Source organism: Subtercola boreus (assembly GCF_003399635.1).
Lineage (GTDB): Bacteria > Actinomycetota > Actinomycetes > Actinomycetales > Microbacteriaceae > Subtercola > Subtercola boreus_B.
On record NZ_NBXB01000029.1, the window covers coordinates 168,885 to 193,487 of the forward strand.

Annotated in this window: 26 protein-coding genes; 13 read left to right on the forward strand and 13 right to left on the reverse strand. The window is 68.0% G+C overall.

Annotated elements, in window-relative coordinates; genetic code table 11:
• Window positions 1-205: 205 nt before the first annotated feature.
• Window positions 206-1,822, reverse strand: a complete 1,617-nt coding sequence (locus B7R22_RS10685) for an ABC-F family ATP-binding cassette domain-containing protein (protein ID WP_253259013.1) — start codon at window positions 1,820-1,822, stop codon at window positions 206-208.
• Between the two features lie 151 nt (window positions 1,823-1,973).
• Between B7R22_RS10685 and B7R22_RS10690 the strand changes: the two genes are divergently transcribed.
• From B7R22_RS10690 to B7R22_RS10705, 4 genes are all read left to right on the forward strand, one after another.
• Entirely contained in the window at window positions 1,974-2,447 is a 474-nt protein-coding gene (locus B7R22_RS10690) for a hypothetical protein (protein ID WP_116411719.1), read from the forward strand.
• A gap of 156 nt (window positions 2,448-2,603) precedes the next feature.
• Window positions 2,604-3,359, forward strand: a complete 756-nt coding sequence (locus B7R22_RS10695; RefSeq protein WP_116411720.1) for an SDR family NAD(P)-dependent oxidoreductase — start codon at window positions 2,604-2,606, stop codon at window positions 3,357-3,359.
• Between the two features lie 9 nt (window positions 3,360-3,368).
• Window positions 3,369-3,818 (forward strand): MarR family winged helix-turn-helix transcriptional regulator, encoded by a 450-nt coding sequence (locus B7R22_RS10700; RefSeq protein WP_116411721.1) that lies wholly within the window; start codon window positions 3,369-3,371, stop codon window positions 3,816-3,818.
• Entirely contained in the window at window positions 3,815-4,189 is a 375-nt protein-coding gene (locus tag B7R22_RS10705) for a hypothetical protein (RefSeq protein WP_147305356.1), read from the forward strand. The genes B7R22_RS10700 and B7R22_RS10705 overlap by 4 nt, the downstream gene beginning before the upstream one ends.
• A 9-nt stretch (window positions 4,190-4,198) precedes the next feature.
• On the opposite strand, the gene B7R22_RS10710 is transcribed toward B7R22_RS10705, so the two are convergent.
• From B7R22_RS10710 to B7R22_RS10740, 7 genes are all read right to left on the reverse strand, one after another.
• Window positions 4,199-4,663 carry a phage tail protein gene (locus tag B7R22_RS10710; protein ID WP_116411723.1) on the reverse strand — a complete coding sequence of 155 codons (465 nt, stop codon included), beginning with the start codon at window positions 4,661-4,663 and terminating at the stop codon, window positions 4,199-4,201.
• 79 nt (window positions 4,664-4,742) lie between these two features.
• Window positions 4,743-5,204 (reverse strand): aromatic ring-opening dioxygenase LigA, encoded by a 462-nt coding sequence (locus tag B7R22_RS10715; RefSeq protein ID WP_116411724.1) that lies wholly within the window; start codon window positions 5,202-5,204, stop codon window positions 4,743-4,745.
• Between the two features lie 137 nt (window positions 5,205-5,341).
• Window positions 5,342-6,016, reverse strand: coding sequence for an SDR family NAD(P)-dependent oxidoreductase (locus tag B7R22_RS10720; RefSeq protein WP_116411725.1), 675 nt, complete (start codon window positions 6,014-6,016; stop codon window positions 5,342-5,344).
• Between the two features lie 57 nt (window positions 6,017-6,073).
• Window positions 6,074-6,502, reverse strand: a complete 429-nt coding sequence (locus B7R22_RS10725) for a PIN domain-containing protein (protein WP_116411726.1) — start codon at window positions 6,500-6,502, stop codon at window positions 6,074-6,076.
• Entirely contained in the window at window positions 6,499-6,738 is a 240-nt protein-coding gene (locus B7R22_RS10730) for an AbrB/MazE/SpoVT family DNA-binding domain-containing protein (RefSeq protein ID WP_116411727.1), read from the reverse strand. Before B7R22_RS10730 ends, B7R22_RS10725 begins: the two co-directional genes overlap by 4 nt.
• Window positions 6,739-7,074: 336 nt before the next feature.
• Complete coding sequence (gene ychF, locus B7R22_RS10735; protein ID WP_116411728.1) at window positions 7,075-8,151, reverse strand: redox-regulated ATPase YchF; 1,077 nt, start codon at window positions 8,149-8,151, stop codon at window positions 7,075-7,077.
• A gap of 216 nt (window positions 8,152-8,367) precedes the next feature.
• On the reverse strand, window positions 8,368-9,876 hold the full coding sequence (locus B7R22_RS10740; protein WP_116411729.1) for a CoA-acylating methylmalonate-semialdehyde dehydrogenase: 1,509 nt from the start codon (window positions 9,874-9,876) through the stop codon (window positions 8,368-8,370).
• A gap of 171 nt (window positions 9,877-10,047) precedes the next feature.
• Between B7R22_RS10740 and B7R22_RS10745 the strand changes: the two genes are divergently transcribed.
• Window positions 10,048-11,382 (forward strand): DNA recombination protein RmuC, encoded by a 1,335-nt coding sequence (locus B7R22_RS10745; RefSeq protein WP_116411730.1) that lies wholly within the window; start codon window positions 10,048-10,050, stop codon window positions 11,380-11,382.
• 28 nt (window positions 11,383-11,410) lie between these two features.
• Here the strand turns inward: B7R22_RS10745 and glpX are convergent, their stop codons facing one another.
• On the reverse strand, window positions 11,411-12,397 hold the full coding sequence (gene glpX / locus B7R22_RS10750; RefSeq protein ID WP_116411731.1) for a class II fructose-bisphosphatase: 987 nt from the start codon (window positions 12,395-12,397) through the stop codon (window positions 11,411-11,413).
• 173 nt (window positions 12,398-12,570) lie between these two features.
• Between glpX and fbaA the strand changes: the two genes are divergently transcribed.
• Window positions 12,571-13,623, forward strand: a complete 1,053-nt coding sequence (gene fbaA / locus B7R22_RS10755) for a class II fructose-bisphosphate aldolase (protein ID WP_116411732.1) — start codon at window positions 12,571-12,573, stop codon at window positions 13,621-13,623.
• Window positions 13,624-13,726: 103 nt separating this feature from the next.
• Window positions 13,727-14,347 carry a DUF6264 family protein gene (locus B7R22_RS10760; protein WP_116411733.1) on the forward strand — a complete coding sequence of 207 codons (621 nt, stop codon included), beginning with the start codon at window positions 13,727-13,729 and terminating at the stop codon, window positions 14,345-14,347.
• A gap of 141 nt (window positions 14,348-14,488) precedes the next feature.
• On the opposite strand, the gene B7R22_RS10765 is transcribed toward B7R22_RS10760, so the two are convergent.
• The 3 genes from B7R22_RS10765 to B7R22_RS10775 are packed head-to-tail and all read right to left on the reverse strand — an operon-like array spanning window position 14,489 to window position 17,902.
• Entirely contained in the window at window positions 14,489-16,066 is a 1,578-nt protein-coding gene (locus B7R22_RS10765) for a transporter (protein ID WP_116411734.1), read from the reverse strand.
• A complete protein-coding gene (locus B7R22_RS10770; RefSeq protein ID WP_116411735.1) occupies window positions 16,048-16,818 on the reverse strand; it encodes an ABC transporter ATP-binding protein in 771 nt (256 codons plus the stop codon). The genes B7R22_RS10765 and B7R22_RS10770 overlap by 19 nt, the downstream gene beginning before the upstream one ends.
• A gap of 52 nt (window positions 16,819-16,870) precedes the next feature.
• Window positions 16,871-17,902, reverse strand: coding sequence for a 4-hydroxy-3-methylbut-2-enyl diphosphate reductase (locus B7R22_RS10775; protein WP_116411869.1), 1,032 nt, complete (start codon window positions 17,900-17,902; stop codon window positions 16,871-16,873).
• Window positions 17,903-17,959: 57 nt separating this feature from the next.
• On the opposite strand from B7R22_RS10775, the gene xseA reads away from it, so the two are divergent.
• From xseA to B7R22_RS10805, 6 genes are all read left to right on the forward strand, one after another.
• The gene (gene xseA, locus B7R22_RS10780) at window positions 17,960-19,204 is read left to right on the forward strand and encodes an exodeoxyribonuclease VII large subunit (RefSeq protein ID WP_367379188.1); all 1,245 of its coding nucleotides are present in this window, start codon (window positions 17,960-17,962) and stop codon (window positions 19,202-19,204) included.
• 10 nt (window positions 19,205-19,214) lie between these two features.
• Window positions 19,215-19,499, forward strand: a complete 285-nt coding sequence (locus B7R22_RS10785) for an exodeoxyribonuclease VII small subunit (RefSeq protein ID WP_116411737.1) — start codon at window positions 19,215-19,217, stop codon at window positions 19,497-19,499.
• 3 nt (window positions 19,500-19,502) lie between these two features.
• Entirely contained in the window at window positions 19,503-20,177 is a 675-nt protein-coding gene (locus tag B7R22_RS10790) for a DUF4245 domain-containing protein (RefSeq protein WP_116411738.1), read from the forward strand.
• A complete protein-coding gene (locus B7R22_RS10795) occupies window positions 20,174-20,827 on the forward strand; it encodes a carbonic anhydrase (RefSeq protein ID WP_116411739.1) in 654 nt (217 codons plus the stop codon). Before B7R22_RS10790 ends, B7R22_RS10795 begins: the two co-directional genes overlap by 4 nt.
• Window positions 20,828-20,921: 94 nt before the next feature.
• Window positions 20,922-22,340, forward strand: coding sequence for a class II fumarate hydratase (locus B7R22_RS10800; protein ID WP_116411740.1), 1,419 nt, complete (start codon window positions 20,922-20,924; stop codon window positions 22,338-22,340).
• 84 nt (window positions 22,341-22,424) lie between these two features.
• Window positions 22,425-23,729, forward strand: a complete 1,305-nt coding sequence (locus B7R22_RS10805; RefSeq protein ID WP_116411741.1) for an FAD-binding protein — start codon at window positions 22,425-22,427, stop codon at window positions 23,727-23,729.
• Between the two features lie 103 nt (window positions 23,730-23,832).
• Here the strand turns inward: B7R22_RS10805 and B7R22_RS10810 are convergent, their stop codons facing one another.
• Window positions 23,833-24,456 carry a prepilin peptidase gene (locus tag B7R22_RS10810; protein ID WP_116411742.1) on the reverse strand — a complete coding sequence of 208 codons (624 nt, stop codon included), beginning with the start codon at window positions 24,454-24,456 and terminating at the stop codon, window positions 23,833-23,835.
• Window positions 24,457-24,603 lie beyond the last annotated feature (147 nt).

The following is a 24,603-nucleotide window of genomic DNA, read 5'->3' on the forward strand; positions in this document are numbered from 1 at the left end:
CTAGACGAGGCCCCCGACACAGGGCAGCCGCAGCGCCCGCACCGGCGCCGCGCCCGCTACTCGGAGGGAGTGATCGTCACCGAGCTGCTCTTCGAGACCTCGATCTGCTTCGGAGACTCGGCCTCATAGTCCTCGGTGGTCGAGATCGTCACCGTCCCACCGTCCCGTCCCACCCCGTCGTGGAGTCCGCCGCAAACGGGAGGGGCTACGCCGCGCTGACGGCCAGCTCCGCGACGCCCGCGCCGGACGCACCGAACTCCACGTACCGCGTCGCAATCTTGTCGGTGAAGAACCGGTCGTGGCTGACCACCACCACGGCGCCCGGGAAGTGCAGCAGCGCCCGCTCCATCACCTGCGTGCTCGAGAGGTCGAGGTGGTTCGTCGGCTCGTCGAGCAGCAGAACGGATGCGCCCGACAGCAGGCACTGGGCCATCGCAACGCGGGCCCGCTGGCCGCCCGAAAGGGTTCCGATGCGCTGCTTGAGCTCGGCCTCCGAGAACTGGAACATCGCCAGGAACCGCCCCACCGATTTGCGGGTCGCGGTCAGCGCGAGGCTGTCGGGGAGGGCGTTCACCGCGTGCGTGATCGTGTCGTCGTCATCGAGCTCGGCGAGCATCCGGTTGTAGGAGACGACGCCGACGCCCTTCGGCCAGTCGACGCTCCCTGCGTCGGGTCGCTCCTCCCCCATCAGCACGCGGAGGAGCGTGCTCTTGCCGCTGCCGTTCGCCCCGAGAACGGCGATCCTGTTGCCGCGCCGGATCTCGAGGGTCAGCCCCTCGAACAGGCGCTTCTCGCCGTACCCCTTGCCCAGCTGGTCGACCCGGCAGAGCACGTCTTTGATGTGGAGGCCGCCGTAGATCTCCGTGATGATCTGGTCGACCGGGCGCGGGGCGCGCTGCTTCTTGATGCCCGCGAGCTGCTTCCCGAGGGTCTTGCCCGTGCCGCTGTTCGACTGCTTCGACGCCTTCAGGGCTTCGCGCCGGTCGGAGATGCCCTCGGCCTCGAAGGCGAGCAACTCGGACTCGTGCACGAACTGCTGCTCGAGCGTCTTCAGCCGGAACTGCTTCTGCACCACGTACTCGTCGAAATTGCCGGGGTACTCATGCAGATGGAAGTTCTCGACCTCCACGATGCGCGTAACGACAGCGTCAAGGAAGGTCCGGTCGTGCGACACGATGATCGCCGCGCCCCGGAACTCGCGGAACCACGCCTCCAACCACTCGACACCCGCGACGTCGAGAAAGTTCGTGGGCTCATCCAGCAGCAGCACATCGGGCGCCTCGAGCACGATCTTCGCGAGCGCCGCGCGGTTGCGCCAGCCGCCCGAGAGGTCGTCGATCGGGCTGGTGCGGTGCGCCTCGTCGAAACCGAGCGTCGTCAGGGCGCGGTCGATGCTCCGCTGGTAGTCCCAGCCGCCCTTGTGCTCCATCAGCTCGAACAGCTCGGCCTGGCGGGTGATCAGACGGTCGAGTTCTTTCGCGTCGTCGTTGCTGGTGCCCACCGCGGCGATCGCGACGGCCGCATCGATGCCCGCCAGCTCGTCTTCGATCTCGTGGATGTCGCCGAAGAGGCCCTCGAGCACCTCGGTGATCGTGGCCGAGCCATCCAGCTCGGAGAACTGCGAGAAGTACCCGAGCTTCAGCCCGTCGTCGAGGGTGACGGTTCCGGCATCCGGTGCCACCTGCTCGAGGGCGAGCTTCAGCATCGTGGACTTGCCCGAGCCGTTCCGCCCGATGAGGCCGACCCGGTCGCGCGTCTCGAGGCGGAAGAACACCTCCCGCAGCACCTGCCGCCCGTCGAAGCTCACGGTGACGTCGTTCATGCGGATGAGGCTCAATCGGGGCCGTTTCTGTGTGGTGGTATTGGATGTTCGCGCAGGGGGCCGCGCACTTCTGGGAGTTTACGGGTTCGGCGTAATGGGCGGCGGCGCCGTGCGTCTCCCCCAGTGAACCGTTCATCTCGAAAGGATGCCCATGACGTCGTTCTCGCTCCGAGCGCTCACAGCCAGCGTTCCACTGGCTCTGGCCCTCATCGCCGCTCTCGCCCTTCCCTCGGCGGCGTTCGGCGACGCACCCCCGGTCACCACGACTTCCGTGACGACCTTCACGATGCCGGTTGTACCGTCGGGCACCGACCATCTGGAGGTCAGGGTGAACCTGAGAACCGTACCGTCGGAGTTGGCCACGTCCGTGCGCCTGACCTGCGATGGGCACGACCCCTACCTGTTCGACCGCGTCGTGTCCGGCACCCCGGGTGTCGTGAGCTACGACTTCATCGGTTGGCCGGAGCTCGGAGGCGCTCGGTGCAGTGTGCGGGGCCAGTCGAGCATCGGCTCGCAGACCGTCGACTTCTTCCCGGGTGTCGCCGTCACCGTCGAACACGGAGCGCCCATGGTCACGATCGAAGGACTGGTGGTCATCCATTCCTCGCGCGGCGGGATCCTCTGATTCGCGACGCGCGTCGTCCTCAACTCGTAGAAACGCTGACCTCAACTCGTAGAAACGCTGGACCCGCTGGGAGGCCGCGCCTTGCTAATTGTCTGCTACCGTACAATAATCGCAAGGTAGCAAACAATGTGCCAGTCACCAGCAGGGAGTCCACTAATGTCCACAGAACGCATCGCGCTCGTCACCGGAGCCAACCAGGGTGTCGGTAAGCAGGTCGCCCGGGAGCTCGTCGCCAACGGCGTGACCGTTCTTGTCGGATCCCGCGACCTCGCCCGCGGCGAAGCAGCCGCCGCCGAGATCGGTGCGGGGGCCACCGCCATCCAGCTCGACGTGACCGACGCAGCATCCCTCGCCGCCGCAGCCTCGAGCATCAGAGAGCAGTACGGCCGCCTCGACCTCCTCGTCAACAACGCCGGCATCTCGAACACCGGCGGCTCGGGCCTCACCCCCGAGCAGAACGCCGCCCGGTCGACGGCCAGCACCGCATCCCTCGACGAGATCCGCGCCGTGTGGGACGTCAACGTCTTCGGCGTGCTCGCCGTCTACCAGGCGATGTTGCCGCTGCTCCGCGAGTCGACGGATGCCCGGATCGTCAACGTCTCGAGCGGAGTCGGCTCGCTGAGCTCCAACGCCGACCCGAGTTTCCCGTACCGCGGGATCTACGGCCCCGTCTATCCGGCGTCCAAGGCGGCCGAGAACGCGATGGTCCTCGCAATGATGATCGAGCTCGAAGACACCGACATCAAGGTCAACCTGGTCTCCCCGGGGTTCACGAGCACGGCCCTGAACAACTTTGCCGGCACCGAATCCGTCGAAGACGGCTCCCGCGAGGTCGTACGCGTGGCCCTCCTCGGCCCCGACGGCCCCACGAACACGTTCACGGGCTGGGAGAACCAGACGATTCCGTGGTAATCATGTCAGGTGCCTGACGAATCGCAGCCCCAGCACGACTCGGTCGGAGCGTGGGCGAAGCAGTACTATTTCGCCTCCCGCGCCCTGATCGAGGCGACGCTGCGCGAGCACGGAATCGGCCCCACCCAGTGGTACGTGCTCCACCAGCTCGTGAACGAGGGTCCGACGACGCAGCGCGAACTCGCTCTCGCACTGAAGATCGAACGGGCGACGATGAGCGGTGTCGTCTCGACCCTCGTGCGCAAGGGGCTGGTCGCTCAGATTCCGGATGCTGCGGACCAGCGGCAGCGCATCCTGAGCGTCACCGCGGCCGGCCGTACTCTCTGGGCGGGCCTGCCGGATCCGGTCGCCCTCGCGACCGCCGCCTCCTTCGAGGGAGTCGACGAAGCAGATCTCGCCGTCGCGCGGCGCGTGCTCCAGGCCGCGACCGCGCGTCTGCTCGAGCACCTGGACTCATGAGCACGCCCCCTGCATCGCCGCCCCGGCGGGTCTCCGGATGGATGATCGTGCTGGTCGGCCTCGCCCTGCTGGCGGTGTGGCTGCTGCTCCTGCTGCTGATCGCGGTGCTCGGTCTTCCCGTCGACGATCAACGCCGGTCGGGAGGATTCCTACTCCTGCTGCTGCCGCTCGCCGCGGTCGCCCTCGTGGTGGTGGGTCTCGTGTCGGTGATCCGGCGCAAGCCGGTCACGTTCACGAGCTCCAACGCGGGGAGGCACGGTTCGCTGGGTCCGAAGATCCGGGCCGAGGAGCGCCGGCAGCGCGAGGAGCGCAAGCGCCTGAAAGCCGATTGGAGAGCAGCAGCGACCGAGGCCTCAGACCCGGAACGGTGAGCGCTCGCGTCAGTGCTCACCCTTGATCACGAAGTACGAGCCGCGGATCGTGCCGGCCAGCTTCGACTTCTGGCGGGCGAACTTGAAGCGGCCTTCGAGCTCCTCCGGGACATCCATGCCGTCGGAGAGCTTGAAGCCGACCGCGCGCTTGCCGCCGTCCTCAATCGCGTACATGACGTTGATCGAGAGCCCCGACTCGTAGAACACGTACGCCATGTGCAGACCGTCGACGACGAAGTCGCTGACTTCGAGAGCCGGAGACGTGATCACGAGGTCGCGTTCGGATTCCAGGATGCCCGTGACCCACTCGAGCACCTCCGGCGCCTCATCGACCGAGCTGACGGTGAACACGTGGTCGTACTTGTTTTTGAAGTACCGTGCCTCGTTGGCGCGGAGCCCCGCGAGCGCGTCCGCTACCGGTGACGACTCGAGGCCGACGGTCGAGACGGTGGTGAAGTCGACTTCATACGGCATGGCGGGGCTCCTGGTCCTGTTCGGGTTCGCGCGATTTCGCTGGCACCACGCTAGCGCGCCCCGCCCGCGCCACGAGGGGTCAGCTGTCGGCCCGGCGCAGCTGCGACCCCGCGACGATGAGGAAGCCACCGAGACCCACGGCGAAAGCGCTCACCCCGTAGGCGAGCACGGAGGTCATCAGTGATGTGCGGAGCGATGCGCCCGTTGCGAGAGCGGCGCTCTGGTTGCGGAGCTCCTTCGCTTCGTCACTCGATGCGTCGACACCGCGGAGGGCGTTGCTGATGTCGGCGAACGTGCGCCCACCCGCCCCGCGTTCGGCGTTGCCCTTGATGACGATCGCCTCGACATAGGCCGTCGCCGGGCCCTGCACGGGCTTGCCCGCAAATCTCGGCGCGTTGCCGGGAACGGTGATCTTCTCCGCCTGCAACTGCTTCGTGACGATCATCCAGGCACCCGCTCCGGCAGCTGCAAAGAGCGAGCCTGCCGCGAGGGAGAGCCCTCCGACACGGCGAAGGGCAGAGGCTGTGGGCAGAGACGACATCGATCATCCTTTCGTGGAGCGGAACACCCGGGCACGGGATGTCGCGCACTCCGACTCTAAGGGGAACCCGCGACATCCGGTGCCGCTACGCTCTGTTGCCCCACCGTGAGGTCTGGCCCGACCGCAGGCCGCTGCCGCTACTCCCTGCCGTCCTCCAGCGGGATCAGCATGGTGCGGAACTCACCCGCGGTCGCATGAAGCCCCCAGATGCGATCGGCGACATCGTCGATACCGTTCGGGAGCTCGAGCTTCGGGATGCCACCCGGGATCACGAGCTGGCTGACCCGGATGCCCTCCCCCTCGAGTGCGTCGTGGAGCATCTCGCCGTAGGCGCTCTCCGATGGGAACGCCACGGAGGTTCCCGCAAAGCCGGCGCGCGCCATCACGGAGGTTCCGCCGTTGATGAGGATGATGCTGCCCTCCCCCGCTTCGCGCATCGCCGGCAGCACCGCCCGCACCGCGTGGATCAAGCCGAGCGCCGAGAACTGGAGGGCTTCGAGCGCCAGCTCCGGCGTCAGGTCGAGCACCGGCTTCAGGTAGTTGCGCGACGGGAGCGGGCTGTACTGCAGGGCCGTGATCGGCCCGAGTTCGGCCGCGGCGCGCGCCAGGGCATCCTCAAGTTGCGCGGGTTCCCTCACGTCGGCGGCGTACCCGCGTGCTGTCGCCCCGGCCGCTTCCAGCTCAGTGGCCAGGGCGTCGAGCTTCGACTGGTCACGTGAGATGAGAGCTATCGCGAAACCGTCACGGGCGAACCTGCGGGCGACGGCCGCGCCGAGCCCCGGCCCCGCTCCGACAATGGCGAGTGTTGGCATGGTGGGCCTTTCGTTCGTGGGTGGTGTAAAGGTGGTCTGGATCGCTTCTCAACCCGCCTATACGGAATCGATGATGATCTCGACCGCTGCGCCCAGCGCCTCATAGGTCTGCCTGGCCCGCGCGTCACGCGTGACCAGTACGGCGTCGTTCTCACGGGCAGCCAGCGCGACGAGCCCGTCATAGGTCGCCCCGCCCGACACCCCGTGGAGCGCGAGTTCGCGATGGGCTCTGCTCGTGGCCTCGGTCGAGAGCATGTACAGCTCGGGGAAGTTGTCATCGATGAGCGTTACCGCGTCCGCTGCGCCGACTCGTGAATCTCCCGGGAGGCGCGTCAGAACCGAGTACGTCTCGATGAGGGCGTGCCCGCTCAGCCCGAGGATTCGGCCCGCGGCCCACGCGGACACTGCGGCATGAGCGCTGTGCGCGTGGAGCAACAGCGGAACCGCGACACTCGTGTCAAGCGCGAAACGCTTTTGTGACGTCACCGTCGCCCGGCGTCGATGAGCGCGAACATGACGTCATCGGATACGACTGTGTCTGAGATGGCGACCAGCCGACCGTCTTCATCCCGTTGCAGCTTTGCAGTGCGCCCGCCCGGCGTGATCTGGAGCCCGCTGCCGTACGGCGACACGTCCACCTTCGAACCCGGCCTGAGGCCCAGAGCGTCGCGCAGACTCTTTGGCAGAAGAAGTCGTCCGCCCGAATCGATGGTTGCTTCCATGGGATTACATTACCACCCAAATCCCATAAGCGACCGGGACTGTCGGTCAAACAAGCCTTCTGTGTGCTGCTTCATTCCGCTCATATAAGTACGCCCACCCAAGACCGGTAATTACAGTGTCAAGGCGCTCTCGGGCATAGTCCATTCCGCTCAACAAAAAGTTGCGACGCCCGTCAGCCGGCGTCCCGTGAGCGATGGCAATCAGAGACATCATGAACTCTGAATTCTCTCTCACGCTCTGACGGACTAGATCCCTGCTTCGGGTCAGAAGGTCCATCTCGCCATTCTTGCAGGACGTCAGCGCGCCTGAACGGTGATTTACTCCTGAATGCGTCCTTACACGTTGAAGCGGAACTCCACGACGTCGCCGTCGTGCATCACGTATTCCTTGCCCTCGATGCGAACCTTGCCGCGGGCCTTGGCCTCGGCCATGGAGCCGGCCTCGATGAGGTCGTCGAACGAGACGATCTCGGCCTTGATGAAGCCCTTCTGGAAGTCGGTGTGGATGACGCCGGCCGCCTGCGGGGCGGTCCAGCCCTTGCCGATGGTCCAGGCGCGCGACTCTTTGGGGCCAGCGGTGAGGTAGGTCTGGAGGCCCAGGGTGTCGAAGCCGATGCGGGCGAGTTGGTCGAGACCCGATTCTTCCTGGCCGGTGGAAGCGAGGAGTTCAGCGGCGTCTTCGGGGTCGAGGTCGATGAGTTCGGATTCGAGCTTCGCGTCGAGGAAGATTGCCTGCGCGGGGGCGACCAGGGCGGCCAGGGCGGCGAGGGCCGCAGAGTCGCCGAGCACGCCCTCATCCACGTTGAAGACGTAGATGAACGGCTTGGCGGTCAGCAGACCGAGCTCCCTGATGGGTTCGATGTCGAACTTCGGCGCACTCGACAGGGGCGCACCCGAGTCGAGGATCTTCTGCGCTTCGAGAGCGGTCGCCAGCACGGCGGGCTCGATCCGCTTGGTCTTGACCTCTTTCTCGTAGCGGGCAACGGCCTTCTCGAGGGTCTGCAGGTCGGCGAGGATCAACTCCGTGTTGATCGTCTCGAGGTCGCTGGCGGCATCCACCTTGCCGTCGACGTGCACGACGTCGGGGTCGCTGAACCCGCGCACGACCTGCGCGATGGCGTCGGCTTCGCGGATGTTCGCCAGGAACTTGTTGCCGAGACCCTCGCCCACGCTGGCACCCTTGACGATGCCGGCGATGTCGACGAACGAAACGGGAGCCGGCAGCAGCTTCTCACTGCCGTGGATGCCAGCGAGCGCCGCGAGGCGCGGATCGGGCAGGTTCACCACGCCCACGTTCGGCTCGATGGTGGCGAACGGGTAGTTCGCCGCCAGGACCTGGTTCTTGGTGAGGGCGTTGAAGAGGGTGGACTTGCCGACATTCGGCAGCCCGACGATTGCGATAGTTAGAGCCACGGAGGTCTATCGTACCGGGGCCGACCCCGGGCATCCGCCGACAGCGGCCCCGGGCATCCACCAGGGACGGTTCGTGAGACGGCGGCGCGCATGTGAGACCGGCGTGCGGGTCTCACATGCGCGCAGGCGTCTCACGAGATGGTGGTGGATGCCCGGGGCGGGCGTCGGGCGGGCGGGCGTGGGGCGAGCGGCTAGCGGAGGTCGGGCGAGGCGGCGCTAGTTCTGCGGGAAACCGAGGTTGATGCCGCCGTGGGAGGGATCGAGCCAGCGGGAGGTGATCGCCTTCTGGCGCGTGTAGAACTGGAAGCCGTCGATGCCGTAGGCCTTCGAGTCGCCGAAGATCGAGTCCTTGAACCCGCCGAAGGAGTAGTAGGAGACGGGCACGGGGATCGGAACGTTGATGCCGATCATTCCGACCTCGACCTCGCTCTGGAAGCGGCGGGCCGCGCCCCCGTCGTTGGTGAAGATCGCCGTGCCGTTGCCGTACGGCGAGGCGTTGATGAGGTCGACGCCCTCCTCGTAGGAGGCGACGCGCACGATCGACAGCACCGGGCCGAAGATCTCGTCGGTGTAGACCTTCGACGAGGTCGAGACCTTGTCGATCAGGGTCGGGCCGAGCCAGAACCCGTCGGGGGCACCGTCGACGACCACGTCGCGCCCGTCGATGACGACGGAAGCGCCATCTGCGACAGCGATGTCGATGTAGGAGGCGACCTTGTCACGGTGCACCTCGGTGACGAGGGGTCCCATGTCGCAGGCGCGGCGGCCATCTCCGACGACCAGCCCGGCAACGCGCGACTGGATCTTCGCGATCAACTCGTCGGCGACGGGCTCGACCGCGACGACCACCGAGATGGCCATGCAGCGTTCGCCGGCCGAACCGAAGCCCGCGTTGACGGCGGCGTCGGCGACGAGGTCGAGGTCGGCATCCGGAAGCACCAGCATGTGGTTCTTGGCACCTCCGAGGGCTTGCACGCGCTTGCCGTTCCGGGTGGCGGTCTCGTAGACGTAGCGGGCGATGGGGGTGGAACCGACGAACGAGATCGCCTTGACGTCGGGGCTGTTGAGGAGACCATCCACCGCCACCTTGTCACCGTGCAGAACGTTCAACACGCCGTCGGGCAGGCCCGCCTCGGTGAAGAGCGCGGCGAGCCAGTTCGCGGCCGACGGGTCCTTTTCGCTGGGCTTCAGCACGACGGTGTTGCCGGCCGCGATGGCGACGGGGAAGAACCACAGCGGCACCATGGCCGGGAAGTTGAAGGGGCTGATCATGCCGACCACGCCGAGCGGGCCACGCGTGGAGTACACGTCGATGCCGGTCGAGACGTTCTCGGAGTAGTCGCCCTTGATGAGGTGCGGGAAGCCGCAGACGAACTCCACGACCTCCAGGCCGCGGGTGATCTCGCCGGCCGCGTCGGAGAGCACCTTGCCGTGCTCGGCGGTGAGGATCTCGGCGAGTTCGCCGCGACGGGCGGCCAGCAGCTCACGGAAGGCGAACATGACCTGCTGCCGGCGGGTGAGCGAGGTATCGCGCCAGGCCGGGAAGGCGGCCTTGGCAGCGGCGATGGCCGCAGCGATCTCGGCCTCGTCGGCCAGGGCGACCTGCTTGGTCTGCACACCGAGGGCCGGGTCGTACACGGGAGCCGTGCGACCGCTGGTGCTCTCGACCAGCGCTCCGTTGATGTAGTGGGTGACGACAGCGGTGTCGGTGAGAACGTCAGTCATTTCGGGTCACTTTCGGTTGCGTGTTCTGAGGTTAGAGCATGACCGGTTCAGGGGCCACCCGGCGCGGCGCGGGCGGCCCCGGGCGGGTGGTCCACAGCCGGTTGCGGGGCGCGCCGGGGCGACGCGGGGTGGCATCCCGCCGGTGTCGGTGGCCGGTGCAACACTTCTGGCATGGAATCCCTCGGAGTCTTTCTGGTCTGCCTGGCCCTCGCGCTGGCGGTCGGCGCGCTCGGCGGGTGGATGCTGCGGGGCCACCACTTGGCCGCGAGTCACTCGGCCGACGCTGCCGCGCGCTCCCGCGAGCTCGCTCCCCTGCTCGAGCTGCAGAGCCGGAGCGCCGGCGCGGAGGCGACGGCCGCCGCGCTCCGCCAGCAGCTCCGCGCGCAGGACGCCCAGTACCGGGAGCAGATCGCGCAGCAGGAGGGGCGACTGGCCGAATTCCAGGAACGGCTCGCCGACACGCAGCGGGCCGACGCGTCACGGGCCGCGACCGATGGGCGGGTGCTCGTCGCGCTGAGCCCGGTACAGGAGAGCCTGCGGCTCGTGCAGGCGAAGGTCACCGAGCTAGAGGAGCAGCGCCGCCAGCAGCACGGCGAGCTGAGCGAGCAGTTGCGGTCGGCGACGGAGTCCGAGGAGCGGCTCCGCACGACCGCGGAGTCCCTGGCGTCGGCGCTGCGGTCGAACAGTACCCGCGGGGTGTGGGGCGAGACGCAGCTCCGCAACGTGGTGGAGGCCGCTGGCCTGCTCGACAGGGTCGACTTCGAGGTGCAGTCGAGTATCCGGAGCGACCGCGGCGCCGGGCGACCCGACATGGTGGTGCACCTGCCGGGCGGCAAGAACATCGCGGTCGACGCCAAGGTGCCGTTCACGGCCTATCTCGAAGCGTCGACGATCGCCGTGACGGCCACCGGCGCGGAGGGCGCCCGGCGCGAAGAGCTGCTGCGGGCGCACGTGAAGGCGGTGCGCGACCACATCACGACGCTGGGGTCGAAGGGCTACTGGGCGGGGCTGGAGGCGTCGCCCGAACTGGTGGTGGCGTTCATCCCGAGCGAGTCCCTCATCTCCACAGCGATGGAGGCCGACCCCGGCATCATGGACTTCGCCTTCTCGAAGAAGGTCGCCCTGGTGTCACCCGTCACGCTGTGGTCGCTGCTGAAAACGGTGGCGTTCAGCTGGCAGCAGGATGTGCTGACGCACGAGGCCAAGACGCTGTTCGACCTCGGCAAGGAGCTGTACTCACGCCTCGCGACGACGTCGACCCACATCGACAAGCTGGGCCGCACGATCGAACGGAGCGTGAAGGACTACAACGCGTTCGTGGGGTCGTTCGAGCGCCAGGTGTTCCCGACAGCGCGAAAGCTGAACGCGCTCGACGAGTCGGTGGTGCTGAAGACGCTGGAGCCGGTTGAGGAGAACGCCCGCCAGGTCACGGCATTCGAACTGGTCGCCGAGCTCGATCTGGCCCGCGATCTGGCGAGCATCGACGACCCCAACACACTGATTTAGGGACGGAGACCTTGCATGGTCGAGCGGGCTAGAGCCATTTCTCAGCCAGATGGTCCGCCACGATGCGGCGGATGGTGCCGGAATGGGAGCGCAGCACGACGCTCTCTGTACGGATGACCGGGCCCTTGCGGCGCACGCCGTTGACCAGCCCACCATCCGTCACGCCCGTCGCGACGAAGAACGTGTTGTCGGAGGCGACTAGGTCGTTGGCCTCGTACACGTGGTCCATCAGGAGACCCGCATCGATGCCGCGCTGGCGCTCCTCGTCGTTACCAGGGCGGAGGATGCCCTGGATGAAGCCGCCGAGCGCCTTGATCGCGCACGCCGTGACGATGCCCTCCGGGCTGCCGCCAATCCCCACGCACATGTCGGTGCGGGTCTCGTAGCGGGCCGCGTTGATGCCACCGGCCACGTCGCCGTCGAGCATGAGACGGGTGCCGGCTCCCGCCGCGCGGATCTCCTCGATCAGTTGCGCGTGCCGCGGGCGGTCGAGCACCGCGATCTTCATCTCCGAGACATCCTTGCCCTTCGCCTTGGCGAGCGCGCGGATGTTCTCACCGATGGGCTTCCGGATGTCGACGACACCAATGCCCTCGGGACCTGTGACGAGCTTGTCCATGTAGAACACGGACGAGGCGTCGAGCATGGTGCCGCGGTCGGAGACGGCCATGACCGAGATCGCGTTGGGGCGGCCGGCTGCCGTCAGTGACGTGCCGTCGATCGGGTCGACCGCGATGTCGCAGGCCGGACCGTTGCCGTTGCCGACGTGCTCACCGTTGAACAGCATCGGCGCCTTGTCCTTCTCGCCCTCGCCGATGACGACGACACCGTCGAAGTCGACCGTTCCGAGCAGGGCCCGCATCGCATCCACGGCCGCACCGTCGGCGGCGAGCTTGTCACCCTTGCCGATCCACGGCCAGGCCCGGATGGCGGCGGCTTCGGTCGCCCGAACGAGTTCGAGGGCGAGGTTCCGGTCGGGGTGCTGCAGGGACGCGGGAGAATCGGTGATGGTCAAGGCGGTTCCTTTTCGGGGCTCGTGACGGGTGCTGGGCCTGGCGGCCGCGGGTGATCCGCCGCACGTGGTGGCGGCGGCACGCCCACGTGCTATCAGAGTAGCGCTGGCAGGGCCCTCCGCCCGGGCGAACGCTCTCTCGCTATGCTGGAACCGCACATCATCAAAGGAGAGTCATGCCCATCGCAACGCCCGATCAGTATGCCGAGATGCTCGACAAAGCGAAGACCTCCGGGTTCGCCTATCCAGCGGTCAACGTCTCGAGTTCGCAGACGCTCAACGCCGTTCTGCAGGGCCTCTCCGAAGCAGGATCCGACGGCATCATCCAGGTCACCACCGGCGGCGCGGACTACTTCGCCGGCCAGAAGGCGCAGGCCGCCTCGGGCAGCGCCCGCGCAACCGGCGCCCTCGCCTTCGCCGCGTTCGCGCACGAAGTCGCGAAGAACTACCCCATCACCGTGGCCCTCCACACCGACCACTGCCCCGAGAACGCCCTCCCCACTTTCGTGCTGCCGCTCATCGAGGCCAGCGAGGCCGAGGTGAAGGCCGGTCGGAACCCCATCTTCCAGTCGCACATGTGGGATGGCTCGGCGATCACCCTCGACAAGAACCTCGAGATCGCCCAGGACATCCTGAAGCGCACGCGCGCGATCAACGCCATCCTCGAGGTCGAGATCGGCGTCGTCGGCGGCGAAGAAGACGGCGTCAGCCACGACATCAACGAGCACCTGTACACGACGGTCTCGGATGCCCTGGCCACCGTCGAGGCGCTGGGCCTCGGTGAGAACGGGCGATACATGGCGGCGCTCACCTTCGGCAACGTGCACGGCGTGTACAAGCCCGGAAACGTGAAGCTCCGCCCGGAACTGCTGAAGGAGATCCAGGACGGCGTGTACGCCCAGTACGCGGCGACGCTCGGCGACAACCACAAGCCGTTCGACCTCGTCTTCCACGGCGGGTCGGGCTCGAGCGATGCCGAGATCACCGAGGCTGTGGCGAACGGTGTCATCAAGATGAACATCGACACCGACACTCAGTACGCGTTCACGCGTTCCATCGCCGGCACGATGTTCAGCAACTACGACAGCGTGCTGAAGGTCGACGGCGAGGTCGGCAACAAGAAGGTCTACGACCCGCGCGCCTGGGGCAAGACCGCGGAGACCGCGATGGCCGCCCGCGTGGTCGAGGCCACGCAGCAGCTCGGCTCCGCCGGCCACTCCGGCAAGTAGTCCCCTCCTCGACCCTTGCACGCTCACCGCACGTCGAGTTTCCCCGTTGCGCAGCAGATCCTTCGTTCAGCTGCGCCTCGGGGAAACTCGATAGGGTCGAGGCATGGTAGACGACAGGCCGAAGCCCAAATACGGCGAACTCGCCCCTGAGGGCTGGGAGTGGAAGCCGCCCGCACCTCCCGCCAGCGCTGACGTGCCGGTGCCGGCCGCCGGGAGCGCCGCCCCCTCCCCGTATGGTGGCTCGTCACTGCCGCCCGCGGGCCAGCCACGCCCCTACAGCCCGCTGAACGGGCAGGATGCGGCCCCGAAGTACGGCGCGGCGGCTTCCGGTTCGCCCCGGCGGCTGAACACCGCCGATGTCGTCGCCACCGGAGTGCTGCTGTTCTTCGGCATCCTGCTGTCGGCCAGCATGGTGCCCGCCCTGTTCGACTTCAACACCGTCCTCGGGCAGGCCGCGGCCATGCAGGGCTACGGTTCGTTCACCGCATCGTCGGCCGCCCAGACGGTGGGGACTGCGGCCGGCGTGGTCACGGTCATCCTGAACCTCGCCTCGATCATCCTGTCGGTGAGGCGCGTGCAGAGGCGCCGGATCGCGTTCTTCATCCCGCTCATCTTCGGCGCGGTCACCTTCGCTGTCTGGATCGGCGCCATCACATTCGCGTTCTTCAGCGACCCCTCGTTCCTGAACCAGATCACCGCGGTCACGGGCACGACGGCCCCGTAGCGCCCGCCCGTCACGTCGCCGCCTCCCGCGCAATCGGCTGGGGAGTTTCGGTCGCTCTGAGACGGCCAAAGGGACCGAAACTCCCCCGTCGATGGCGCCGCGGGGTGAGGAGGGGCGGGCGTGGGGCGGGGGCCCGACCCGCTACGCGCCGCGGAGCGTCTTCAGGCGGCTGAGCAGCTGCGGGCCCGAGCAGTCGAGCTGATGCCCGCCGATGCGGATGCCCGCGATCGCGATCCCCGTTCCGAGGACCAGTCCCACGGCCAACCCGATCCACCCGATCAGCGCGGAGCCGGTGACGAAGCCGACCACCGTGAGCACGATCTCGGGCAGCACCAGCAGGATCAGGATGCCCCAGGTCGCGAACGAACTGAGCGCCGTGGTGAACCCGGCGCCGGGCGCCGACTTGAACGGGTTGTCACCCGCGGCGGGCACGGGGATGATGATGCGCGCCGACGAGACGCTGGTGAGGCCAAAGCCCGACAGCAGCGCGCCGAACGCCAGCCCGAGAAGGAGCGGAAGCTCGTGCCACGCGCCCGCGATCGCCACGGTGATGAGGGTGAGCGCCAGCACGATAGGAACCGCGATCACCGCCAGAGCGACGACGCGGCCGAGCCGGTCATCCCTCCCCCGCACGCCGTCGGCGAGGTGGGCGGCGAACGCGGTGCCGTCGTAGGAGATGTCGGCGAGCGTCGCCAGCGACAGGAGGAACGCGACGAGGGGCCCCGCGAGCGTCAGCAGGGTGAGCGAGTGCATGTTGTTCGAGTAGAACGCGAGCAGCACCGGGATGAGCGGAACCACGATGAGCTGGCGCGCATACCGGGGGTCACGCCGCCAGTAGGTGAGGCAGCGCGCGGCGACGGCGCCGGCCGGAGTGGCCGGAAAGACCCCGAACAGGCCGATCTTGCCCCGGGCGACCCGTTTGGATGCCGCCGCGTGCGGTGAGACGAGCGCTGCAGCGAGACTGCGGCGCCAGAGGAGGACCAGCAGCGCCAGCGTCGCCAACGCGATGACGAACTTGAGCGCGGCCGCGCCCACATCTCCGGCAGCGAGGTCGGCGGGCACGCTCCAGGCGGCGCCGAGCGGAGTCCAGCCGAGCGCCCGCGCCACCTGCGGCAGGGCGTCGGCCGAGTTCCGCACGCTCTGGCTGACGCCGATGATGATCGGGCCGAGCAGGATCAGCGGGATGAAGATCAGGATGCTGCTGATCTCCCGGAACCTCCGCTGCGACTGCAGGCTCACGCTGAGGGCGGCCACCATGCGGGATCCGACAACGCAGGTGAGCACGGCGAGGGCTGCGCAGACGACCGCAGCAGCCGCGGCAGCCGGGTAGCGGATCCACGACGCCACGGTTGCGAGCGAGGCGATCGTCGTGATGACGCCGGGCACTCCGAGGACGCCGGCGAGCGTCAGCCCGACCAGGAGCTTCGGCATCGGTAGCGGGAACTGCGCGAGCCGCGCCGGGTCGAGCGTCTGGTCGATCCCTGCCGCGATGAGGGGAACGACGATCCACCCGAGCACGACAGCAGAGCCTGCGAGCACGATGACCGTCGCGGCGAGTTCCTGGGGAGCGAACGACAGCGCGACGAGGCCGAGCACGGCCACACCCAGCACCCCCAGACCGTAGACCGCGCCGATGATGACAGCGATCAACTGCCAAGTGCTTCTGCGAAGCGAATTGCGGAGAACGAGGAAGCGCAGCCTCAGGAGTGTCGCAACCATGAAGGCCCTTCCGTGTGGTGTCGCCCACCGACGAGCTCCACGAAACGGTCTTCCAGCGACGCCTCACCGCGCACCTCGTCGACGGTGCCGGCGGCCAGCACGCGGCCCGCCGAGACGACCGCGACGTGGTCGCACATGCGCTGCACCAGGTCCATCACGTGGCTCGAAACGATGACCGTTCCCCCGCCACGCACGTAGTCGGTCAGCATGTCGCGGATGTTCGCGGCCGAGACCGGATCCACCGACTCGAACGGCTCGTCGAGCACGAGGAGTTTCGGCGCATGCACCAGGGCGCAGGCGAGGGCGATCTTCTTGGTCATGCCGGCCGAGTAGTCGACGACGAGCGTTCCCGCGGCGCTCTCGAGGTCGAGCAGCTTCAGCAGGTCGGCGACCCGCTCGGCGACCGTGTCGCGGCTCATCCCGAACAGGAGGCCGTTGTAGGTGACGAGCTGCTCACCGGTGAGCCTGTCGAACAGTTTGACGCCGTCGGAGAGGTTGCCCACGAGCTGCTTGGCCTCGAGCGGGTGCTGCCACATGTCGACACCGTGGATGATCGACTGCCCGGCATCCGGTTGCAGCAGGCCCGTGGCCATCGAGAGCGTCGTCGTCTTGCCTGCGCCGTTCGGGCCGACGAGGCCGTAGAACGATCCGGTAGGAACGGTGAGGCTCAGGTTCTCGACGGCGACCTTGTCGCCGAACCGTTTGCTGAGACCGCGGAGTTCCAGCGCTGGGACTGGGAGGACTGACGTCATGGAGATTCCCCTTCTCGTTGACCTCAACCTTACGAGTCGGCCGCCTCACGCATCAGCTGCGACGGCCGCCGAGTGCCCGAGCATCCTGTGCACCCGACGAGCTCTGGCGGAGCTCCTTCGGCAGCGAGAAGATCAGGTCTTCCTCAGCCGTCTGCACCGTCTCGATGTCGCCGTACCCCGCACCTGCCAGGTCGTCGAGCAGTTCCTGCACGAGAACTTCGGGAACGGATGCGCCGGAAGTGACACCGACCGTGTTGACGCCGTCGAGCCACTCCTGCTTGACCTCGTGCGCGTAGTCGACGCGGTAGGCCGCCTTGGCGCCGTATTCGAGCGCGACCTCGACGAGGCGCACCGAGTTCGACGAGTTCGCTGAACCCACGACGATCACGAGGTCACTGCCCGCGGCGACCTTCTTGATGGCGACCTGTCGGTTCTGGGTGGCGTAGCAGATGTCGTCGCTCGGCGGATCCTGCAGGTTCGGGAACCGGGCCCGCAGGCGCCGCACGGTCTCCATGGTCTCGTCGACGCTGAGGGTGGTCTGCGAGAGCCAGACGACGCGGTCGGGGTCGCGAACGGCGATGGTGTCTGCCTCGTCGGGGCTGCCGACGAGCGTGGTGTGCTCGGGCGCCTCCCCCGCGGTGCCTTCGACCTCTTCGTGGCCCTCGTGGCCGATCAGCAGGATCTCGAAGTCATCGCGGGCGAAACGCACGGCCTCGCGGTGGACTTTCGTGACAAGCGGGCAGGTGGCGTCGATGGCCTGGAGGCCCCGGTCGGCCGCACCCTGCACCACGGCAGGCGACACGCCATGGGCGCTGAAGACGACATGCGAGCCGGTGGGTACCTCATCCACTTCTTCGACGAAGATCGCGCCCTGCTTCTCGAGGGTCGAGACGACATGCACGTTGTGCACGATCTGCTTGCGCACGTAAACCGGTGCGCCGTAGCGCTCGAGAGCCTTCTCGACGGCGACGACGGCCCGATCGACCCCGGCGCAGTAGCCCCGGGGAGCAGCGAGCAGCACCCTCTTGGCGCCGATGACGGGGGTATCCTTTAGCCTGTTGCGTACGCCGGGAATTCTCGGCATCGGCAGACTGACGGTTGCGTTGCTCACCTGATGATTCTACGTGCAGGAGGTGTGGGCTTGGCCGTTGCGTTCGATCCGAGCGGTGCCCCGACGCTTGAGAGCCCGTGGCCGGTCTCGGTGTTCTCGGGCAAGATCAAGTCCTACCTCGACCGTCTGGGCACGGCGTGGGTGGAGGGCGAGATCACCCAGTGGGGCGTCAGCGGTGGCAATGTCTACGGCAAGCTGAGAGATCTCACCGAAGATGTCACGATCGGCTTCACGATCTGGTCGTCAGTGAAGGCGAAGCTCCCGGATGACCTCAAACAGGGCGACCGCGTCATCGCCTTGTTCAAACCGAACTACTGGTTGAAAGCCGGAACGCTCTCGATGCAGGTCTTCGAGATGCGACACGTCGGCCTCGGCGACATGTTGGAGCGTCTGGAGCGCCTCCGCCGCCAGCTCGCCTCCGAGGGTCTCTTCGATGCGTCGCGCAAGAAGGCGCTGCCGTTCCTGCCCCGCACGATCGGGCTCATCACAGGCAAAGACAGCGACGCCGAGAAGGATGTGCTGCGGAACGCGCAGCTGCGCTGGCCCTCTGTGTCGTTCCGGGTCGTGCACGCGGCGGTGCAGGGCGACCGCGTGCCACGTGAGGTCGTGGCGGCTCTCCGCACGCTCGACGCCGATCCGGAGGTCGACGTGATCATCGTCGCGCGCGGCGGCGGCGACTTCCAGAACCTTCTCGGCTTCAGCGACGAGGGCGTGCTGCGGGCCGTGGCGGCGTGCGCGACCCCGGTGGTCAGTGCGATCGGACACGAGGCCGACCGGCCGCTGCTCGACGAGGTGGCAGACCTCCGGGCATCCACGCCGACCGACGCCGCGAAGCGGGTGGTTCCGGATGTCTCGGAGGAGCTCGACCGTGTCGACCAGGCCCGCGCCCGACTCTCGCTCCGGGTGAGCGCGTTCGTGCGGCACGAGATCGACCGCGTCGAGCAGCTGCGATCGCGGCCGGCGCTGGCCGAATCATCCTGGATCGTGGATTCGCGGGCCGAAGACCTCACCCGCTACGTGGCGCGCGGGGTGGAACTGCTGAACCGGGTGCTCGAACGAGCCGGCAACAGCACCGGCGAACTGGGCGCGCGACTCCGGGCGCTCTCACCGCAGAGCACCCTCGACCGCGGTTATGCGATCGTGCAGGGCCCCAGCGGCGGCGTCGTGCGGCGGCCTTCGGATGCCCCCACCGACTCCTCGCTCACAATCACCCTTGCCGACGGAACTCTCACAGCCCGCTCCGAGGGCGAGGCCCCGGCCGCCGGTCGCGGATAGGATTGGAGCCATGCCGACACCCTCCATTGATTCACGCGATGTTGATTCACGCGCGGTCGAGCCCGGCGCTGGAGCTGGCGCCGCTGCCGGCACGAGTGCGCTCAGCTATGAAGAGGCGCGCGACGAACTGGTCCGGGTCGTGAACGAACTCGAGCGTGGAGCATCCACTCTCGAGCAGTCGCTGGCGCTCTGGGAACGGGGCGAGGCCCTCGCGGCCCGGTGCGAGGAATGGCTGATCGGGGCGAAGACCCGGCTCGACGCGGCTCGCGCCTCCGCTTCGACGAAGGCCGAGTAGCCCGTGGCCCAGAAACCTCCGCGCGTCGTCGCCGAACTCGGCAGGCCCGAGACATTCGAGGAGACGACCGCCCGAAAGGCCGAGCAGTCGCGCAAGTACCGCGCCAACAAGACGATCAACAACCTGTGGCTCTCGCTCATCGTCTGCGTCGCCGTGGTCATCGTGATCGTGCTGCTCGTGCCGCGCGACGACACCTCCCAGCGGCAGACGATCGACTACCGCTCGGTGGCCACGAGCGCGCAGGCCGCACTGCCGGTGCCGGTCGCCGCCCCGGAGCTGCCCGCGGGCTGGTCGTCGAACGCCGCGGAGATCCGCCGGGGCAACGACGGCGTCGCCTACTGGTACGTCGGGCTGCTGACGCCATCCAACACCTTCGTGGCACTCGCGCAGGGCGTCGATGCGAACGACAGCTGGCTCTCCGACCAGGTGCACGATACGGCTGCTTCGTCGACGATCACGGTCGACGGCATCCAGTGGACCGTCTACGACAACCGCACGACCTCACAGAACGTGGGGAACGCCGAGTACGCCCTCACGGCCACCGCCGGGCGGAGCACCTACGTGCTCTACGGAACGGCGGACGACGCCGATTTCGAGCTCGTCGCCGCCGCGCTCGCATCCAACCTCGCCGCCCAGCCGACCGCTGGAGCCGCGTCGACCACAGGAGCCGGGTCATGAGCACGATCGAAGACGCCACCACTCCCGCCGAGACCTGGGCGGAGATGCTCGCCGGCAACGAGCGTTTCATCACGGGCACGCCGCAGCACCCGCGGCAGGACGTCGACCGCCGCAACAGCCTCGCCGCCCAGCAGGCCCCGCGCGCGGCGCTCTTCGGCTGCAGCGACTCGAGGCTCGCCGCGGAGATCATCTTCGACCAGGGCCTCGGCGACCTCTTCGTCGTGCGCAACGCCGGTCAGGTCATCTCCGAGTCGGTCGTCGGCAGCCTCGAATACGCGGTCGGTGTGCTGGGCGTGCAGCTCATCGTGGTGCTCGGGCATGACGAGTGCGGCGCGGTGAAGGCCGCGATCGACTCGCTGGCTCCGGATGCCGTTCCCCTGCCGATCCACATTGCGAACCTGATCAGCCCGATCATCCCGGCGGTCAGGCGGGTCGTCGGCGAGGCTGCCGTCTCCGGTGCGCCCGAAGGCGCCCCGGTCGACGCGCACGCCGTGGGCAAGTACCACCTCGAAGACACCATCGCCGAGCTGCTCGAGAGTTCCGAGATGATCTCCGAGGCGATCGCCGACGGGCGGCTCGCCATTGTCGGCGCGAACTACCGCCTCTCGGAGGGGCGCGCCGAGCCCGATGTGGTCATCGGCGAGATCTGACCTTTCGCCCGCTACGGTGAGTGACCCGAAAGCTTCCATAACGAAAACCCGCGCGTCCCGATAGGGCCGCGCACCTACCGAAAGGAACCACGAAGTGGTGGAGAACGCAGCCGGCACCGAGTATCGCATCGAGCACGACACGATGGGAGAGGTGCGGGTTCCGGCCAACGCCCTGTACGGCGCCCAGACGCAGCGGGCGGTCGAGAACTTCCCGGTCTCCGGTGACGTGCTCGAGCCGGCCCAGATCGCTGCCCTCGCCCTCATCAAGAAGGCCGCCGCCCTGGCCAACGCCGAGCTCGGGGTGCTGGACCGCGGCATCGCCGACGCCATCGCATCAGCCGCCGACGAGGTCGTCGCGGGCGAGCACGGCGACCAGTTCCCGATCGACATCTACCAGACCGGCAGCGGCACCTCCACGAACATGAACATGAACGAGGTGCTGGCGAACCTCGCCTCGGAACGCCTCGGATCGAAGGTGCACCCGAACGACCACGTCAACGCCTCGCAGTCGTCGAACGACGTCTTCCCGACCTCCGTTCACGTTGCTGTCACCGCCGCGCTGATCAACGATCTCGTTCCGTCGCTCGCTCATCTCGCCGAAGCCCTCGAAGAGAAGTCGGTGCTGTGGGCGACCGCCGTCAAGTCGGGCCGCACCCACCTGATGGACGCGACGCCGGTCACCCTCGGCCAGGAGTTCGGCGGCTACGCCTCGCAGGTACGCCTCGGAATCGAGCGCGTCGAGGGCACCCTGAGGCACGTCGCAGAAGTTCCGCTCGGCGGCACGGCGGTCGGCACGGGCATCAACACCCCTGCCGGGTTCCCGCAGCTGGTCATCCAACTACTCGCTTCGGAGACCGGCCTGCCGATCACCGAGGCCCGCGACCACTTCGAGGCGCAGGGCGCCCGCGACTCGCTGGTCGAGGCATCCGGCGCCCTGCGGGTGCTGGCCGTCAGCCTCACCAAGATCTGCAACGACCTGCGCTGGATGGGCTCCGGCCCCAACACCGGGCTCGGAGAGCTGCACATCCCCGACCTCCAGCCCGGATCGTCGATCATGCCCGGAAAGGTCAACCCGGTCATCCCGGAGGCCGTACTGCAGGTGTGCTCGCGGGTCATCGGCAACGATGCGTCGATCGCCTGGTCGGGCGCGTCGGGCTCGTTCGAGCTGAACGTCGCGATCCCGGTGATGGGCACGGCCCTGCTGGAGTCGATCCGCCTGCTGTCGACGTCGTCGGTGCTTCTGGCCGACAAGACCGTCGCGGGGCTCGAGGCGAACCTCGAGCGCGCCCGCGCGCTGGCCGAGTCATCGCCATCGATCGTCACCCCGCTGAACCGCATCATCGGGTACGAAGCGGCCGCAAAGATCGCCAAGCACTCCGTGGCGAAGGGCCTCACCGTGCGCGAGGCCGTCATCGACCTCGGCTTCGTCGAACGCGGCGAGGTCACCCTGGAGCAGCTCGACACGGCGCTCGACGTGCTGTCGATGACGCGCCCGCCCCAGGTCAAGGCCTGAAACGGGAACAGGCGAGCTGCCTGTGAGCGAGAAGACGTCGGGCGAAGTGCCCGCGAGCCGGAAGATCCATCGGACTGTCAGCCTGTGAGCGAGAAGAACTGGGCGGGCAACATCTCCTACGGGGAGAAGAAGCTCCGCCGACCCCGCACGCTCGGCGAGCTGCAGGAGCACGTCGCGGACGCCGCTGTGGTGCGCCCGCTCGGCTCCCGGCACTCCTTCAACACGATCGCCGCCACCCCGGGCATCCTGGTCTCCATCGACCGGTTCACCCCGGTGATGGAGATCGACACAGAGTCGATGACTGTGCGCGTGACGGCGGGAGTGACCTACGGCGTTCTCGGGCAGTACCTGCAGCAGCGCGGTTTTGCACTCGCCAACCTGGCGTCGCTGCCGCACATCTCCGTCAGCGGGGCGACGGCGACGGCGACGCACGGTTCCGGCGACCGGAACGGCAACCTCGCGACATCCATCGCCTCGCTGCAGCTGGTGCAGGCGAACGGTTCGCTGGTCGATGTCACCCGGGGCGACGACGATTTCGACGGGTACGCGGTCGGCCTCGGCGCCCTCGGTGTGATCAGCGAGCTGACCCTCGACATCGAACCGACCTTCGACGTGGCCGTCTCCGTGTTCGAGAACCTGGCCTGGAACGATCTCGCTCGGCACTTCGACGAGATCACGTCGGCCGCGTACAGCGTGAGCCTCTTCACGAACTGGGCCAATGACACGGTCGATCAGGTGTGGCTGAAGCAGCGCCGGGGGCGGCACGCGTTGCACCGCGGTGCCGCCGGTGACGGTGGCGGCGGTGGAGACGGTGGTGCGGCCGGGCTCGGCGAGCGGTTCTTCGGAACCCGTTCGGCCACAGAGCGCCACCATCCGCTGCCGGATGTCGCGGCGGAGGCCTGCACCGAGCAGCTCGGTCTTCCGGGCGCGTGGATCGACCGCCTGCCGCACTTCCGGCTCGACTTCACCCCCTCGAAGGGCGACGAGCTGCAGTCGGAGTACCTGATCCCGCGCGAGCACGCGGTCGCCGCGTTCGAAGCGCTCCGGGGGCTCGCGCACCGGATCACCCCGCTGCTCTTCATCAGCGAGATCCGCACCGTGGCCGCCGACACCTTCTGGCTCAGCACGGCCTCGGGCCGCGACTCGGTCGCGCTGCACTTCACGTGGAAGCCGGTCGGGGCAGAGGTCGAAGCCCTGCTGCCCGGCCTCGAAGCCGCCCTCGCACCGTTCGGCGCGCGCCCGCACTGGGGCAAGGTCTTCGCGGCAGGCGTCGCCGAGATCGCGCCGCTGTACGACCGGATGCCCGCCTTCATCCGGCTCGCCCAGCAGGTCGACCCCGGCGAGAAGTTCCACAACGACTTTCTGCGCGCAAAGGTCTTCGGCGCCTGACCCCCCATCGCCGAACGGACGGCCCTCGTCCAATCCGTCGACAATACGCCGTCGCATCGACGGAGGGCCGTCCGTTCGTCGACGAGGTGCCCGCTCGGTCGGCTCACGACAGCGGAAGCACAAGGGCCGCCGTGACCGCCACCCAGAAGCCGAGCAGGAGGAACGGTCCGAGCGGGATGTCGTGCGCCCGCCCTTCGGCCGTAGGCGATGCGGCCACGACATCTCGGGAAGGCAGCCCGCAGGGGCGGGAGCTGGCGCTGGCGCGGGCACGGCGCCGCGTGCGGGCAAGCAGCAGCAGCGAAGCCAGGCCGGCCGTCAGGGCGGTGGTGCTGCCAGCGAGGGCGTAGAGAGCGAAGCTGGCTCCCGCGGCGGGGGCGAGTGCCGCCGCGAGGAGTACTGCGAGCTTCACATCGCCCGACGCGATGGCGCCCGCCGCGCGGAACACCACGAAGACGGTCAGGGTTACGCACGCGACCAGGGCGGTGCCCCCCGGATCGAGACCCGCCCAGAGTGCCGCCGCGGCCGCAGTGGCAGCAGCCACCGCGAGGCCGGGCAGCACGATGACGTTCGGCAGGCGGCGGTGACGCACGTCGATCACCACCAGGAACGGAGTGGCGCAGGCCACATACAGCACGGGCAGGAGCGTAAGGAGCGCAGGCCATGCCAGCGCGGGCGACAGAAGAGCGTGCAGGGTGAGTGACGGGGCGTGGAGGAGATCGACGGGCATCCGCAGACCGTAGACGATAGGGCCGGATGCCCGCAGAAGTTATCCACAGGCCACCCGGCCCGACTACACGCTCACCTCATCCAGACGGCCACGCACAGCCCGCAGCCCGCGGCCCGCAAGCCAGCTGCCAACCGCAAGCCGCCGGCC

Coding starts and splice junctions, on each gene's coding strand:
- B7R22_RS10810 (WP_116411742.1), bottom strand. CDS start 24,456: ATGCCCGTCGATCTCCTCCACGCCCCGTCACTCACCCTGCACGCTCTT.
- B7R22_RS10760 (WP_116411733.1), top strand. CDS start 13,727: ATGGTAGACGACAGGCCGAAGCCCAAATACGGCGAACTCGCCCCTGAG.
- B7R22_RS10775 (WP_116411869.1), bottom strand. CDS start 17,902: ATGCCGAGAATTCCCGGCGTACGCAACAGGCTAAAGGATACCCCCGTC.
- B7R22_RS10710 (WP_116411723.1), bottom strand. CDS start 4,663: ATGCCGTATGAAGTCGACTTCACCACCGTCTCGACCGTCGGCCTCGAG.
- B7R22_RS10715 (WP_116411724.1), bottom strand. CDS start 5,204: ATGTCGTCTCTGCCCACAGCCTCTGCCCTTCGCCGTGTCGGAGGGCTC.
- B7R22_RS10705 (WP_147305356.1), top strand. CDS start 3,815: ATGAGCACGCCCCCTGCATCGCCGCCCCGGCGGGTCTCCGGATGGATG.
- B7R22_RS10685 (WP_253259013.1), bottom strand. CDS start 1,822: ATGAACGACGTCACCGTGAGCTTCGACGGGCGGCAGGTGCTGCGGGAG.
- B7R22_RS10720 (WP_116411725.1), bottom strand. CDS start 6,016: ATGCCAACACTCGCCATTGTCGGAGCGGGGCCGGGGCTCGGCGCGGCC.
- B7R22_RS10765 (WP_116411734.1), bottom strand. CDS start 16,066: ATGGTTGCGACACTCCTGAGGCTGCGCTTCCTCGTTCTCCGCAATTCG.
- B7R22_RS10730 (WP_116411727.1), bottom strand. CDS start 6,738: ATGGAAGCAACCATCGATTCGGGCGGACGACTTCTTCTGCCAAAGAGT.
- B7R22_RS10795 (WP_116411739.1), top strand. CDS start 20,174: ATGAGCACGATCGAAGACGCCACCACTCCCGCCGAGACCTGGGCGGAG.
- B7R22_RS10695 (WP_116411720.1), top strand. CDS start 2,604: ATGTCCACAGAACGCATCGCGCTCGTCACCGGAGCCAACCAGGGTGTC.
- B7R22_RS10690 (WP_116411719.1), top strand. CDS start 1,974: ATGACGTCGTTCTCGCTCCGAGCGCTCACAGCCAGCGTTCCACTGGCT.
- B7R22_RS10770 (WP_116411735.1), bottom strand. CDS start 16,818: ATGACGTCAGTCCTCCCAGTCCCAGCGCTGGAACTCCGCGGTCTCAGC.
- fbaA (WP_116411732.1), top strand. CDS start 12,571: ATGCCCATCGCAACGCCCGATCAGTATGCCGAGATGCTCGACAAAGCG.
- B7R22_RS10785 (WP_116411737.1), top strand. CDS start 19,215: ATGCCGACACCCTCCATTGATTCACGCGATGTTGATTCACGCGCGGTC.
- B7R22_RS10745 (WP_116411730.1), top strand. CDS start 10,048: ATGGAATCCCTCGGAGTCTTTCTGGTCTGCCTGGCCCTCGCGCTGGCG.
- B7R22_RS10740 (WP_116411729.1), bottom strand. CDS start 9,876: ATGACTGACGTTCTCACCGACACCGCTGTCGTCACCCACTACATCAAC.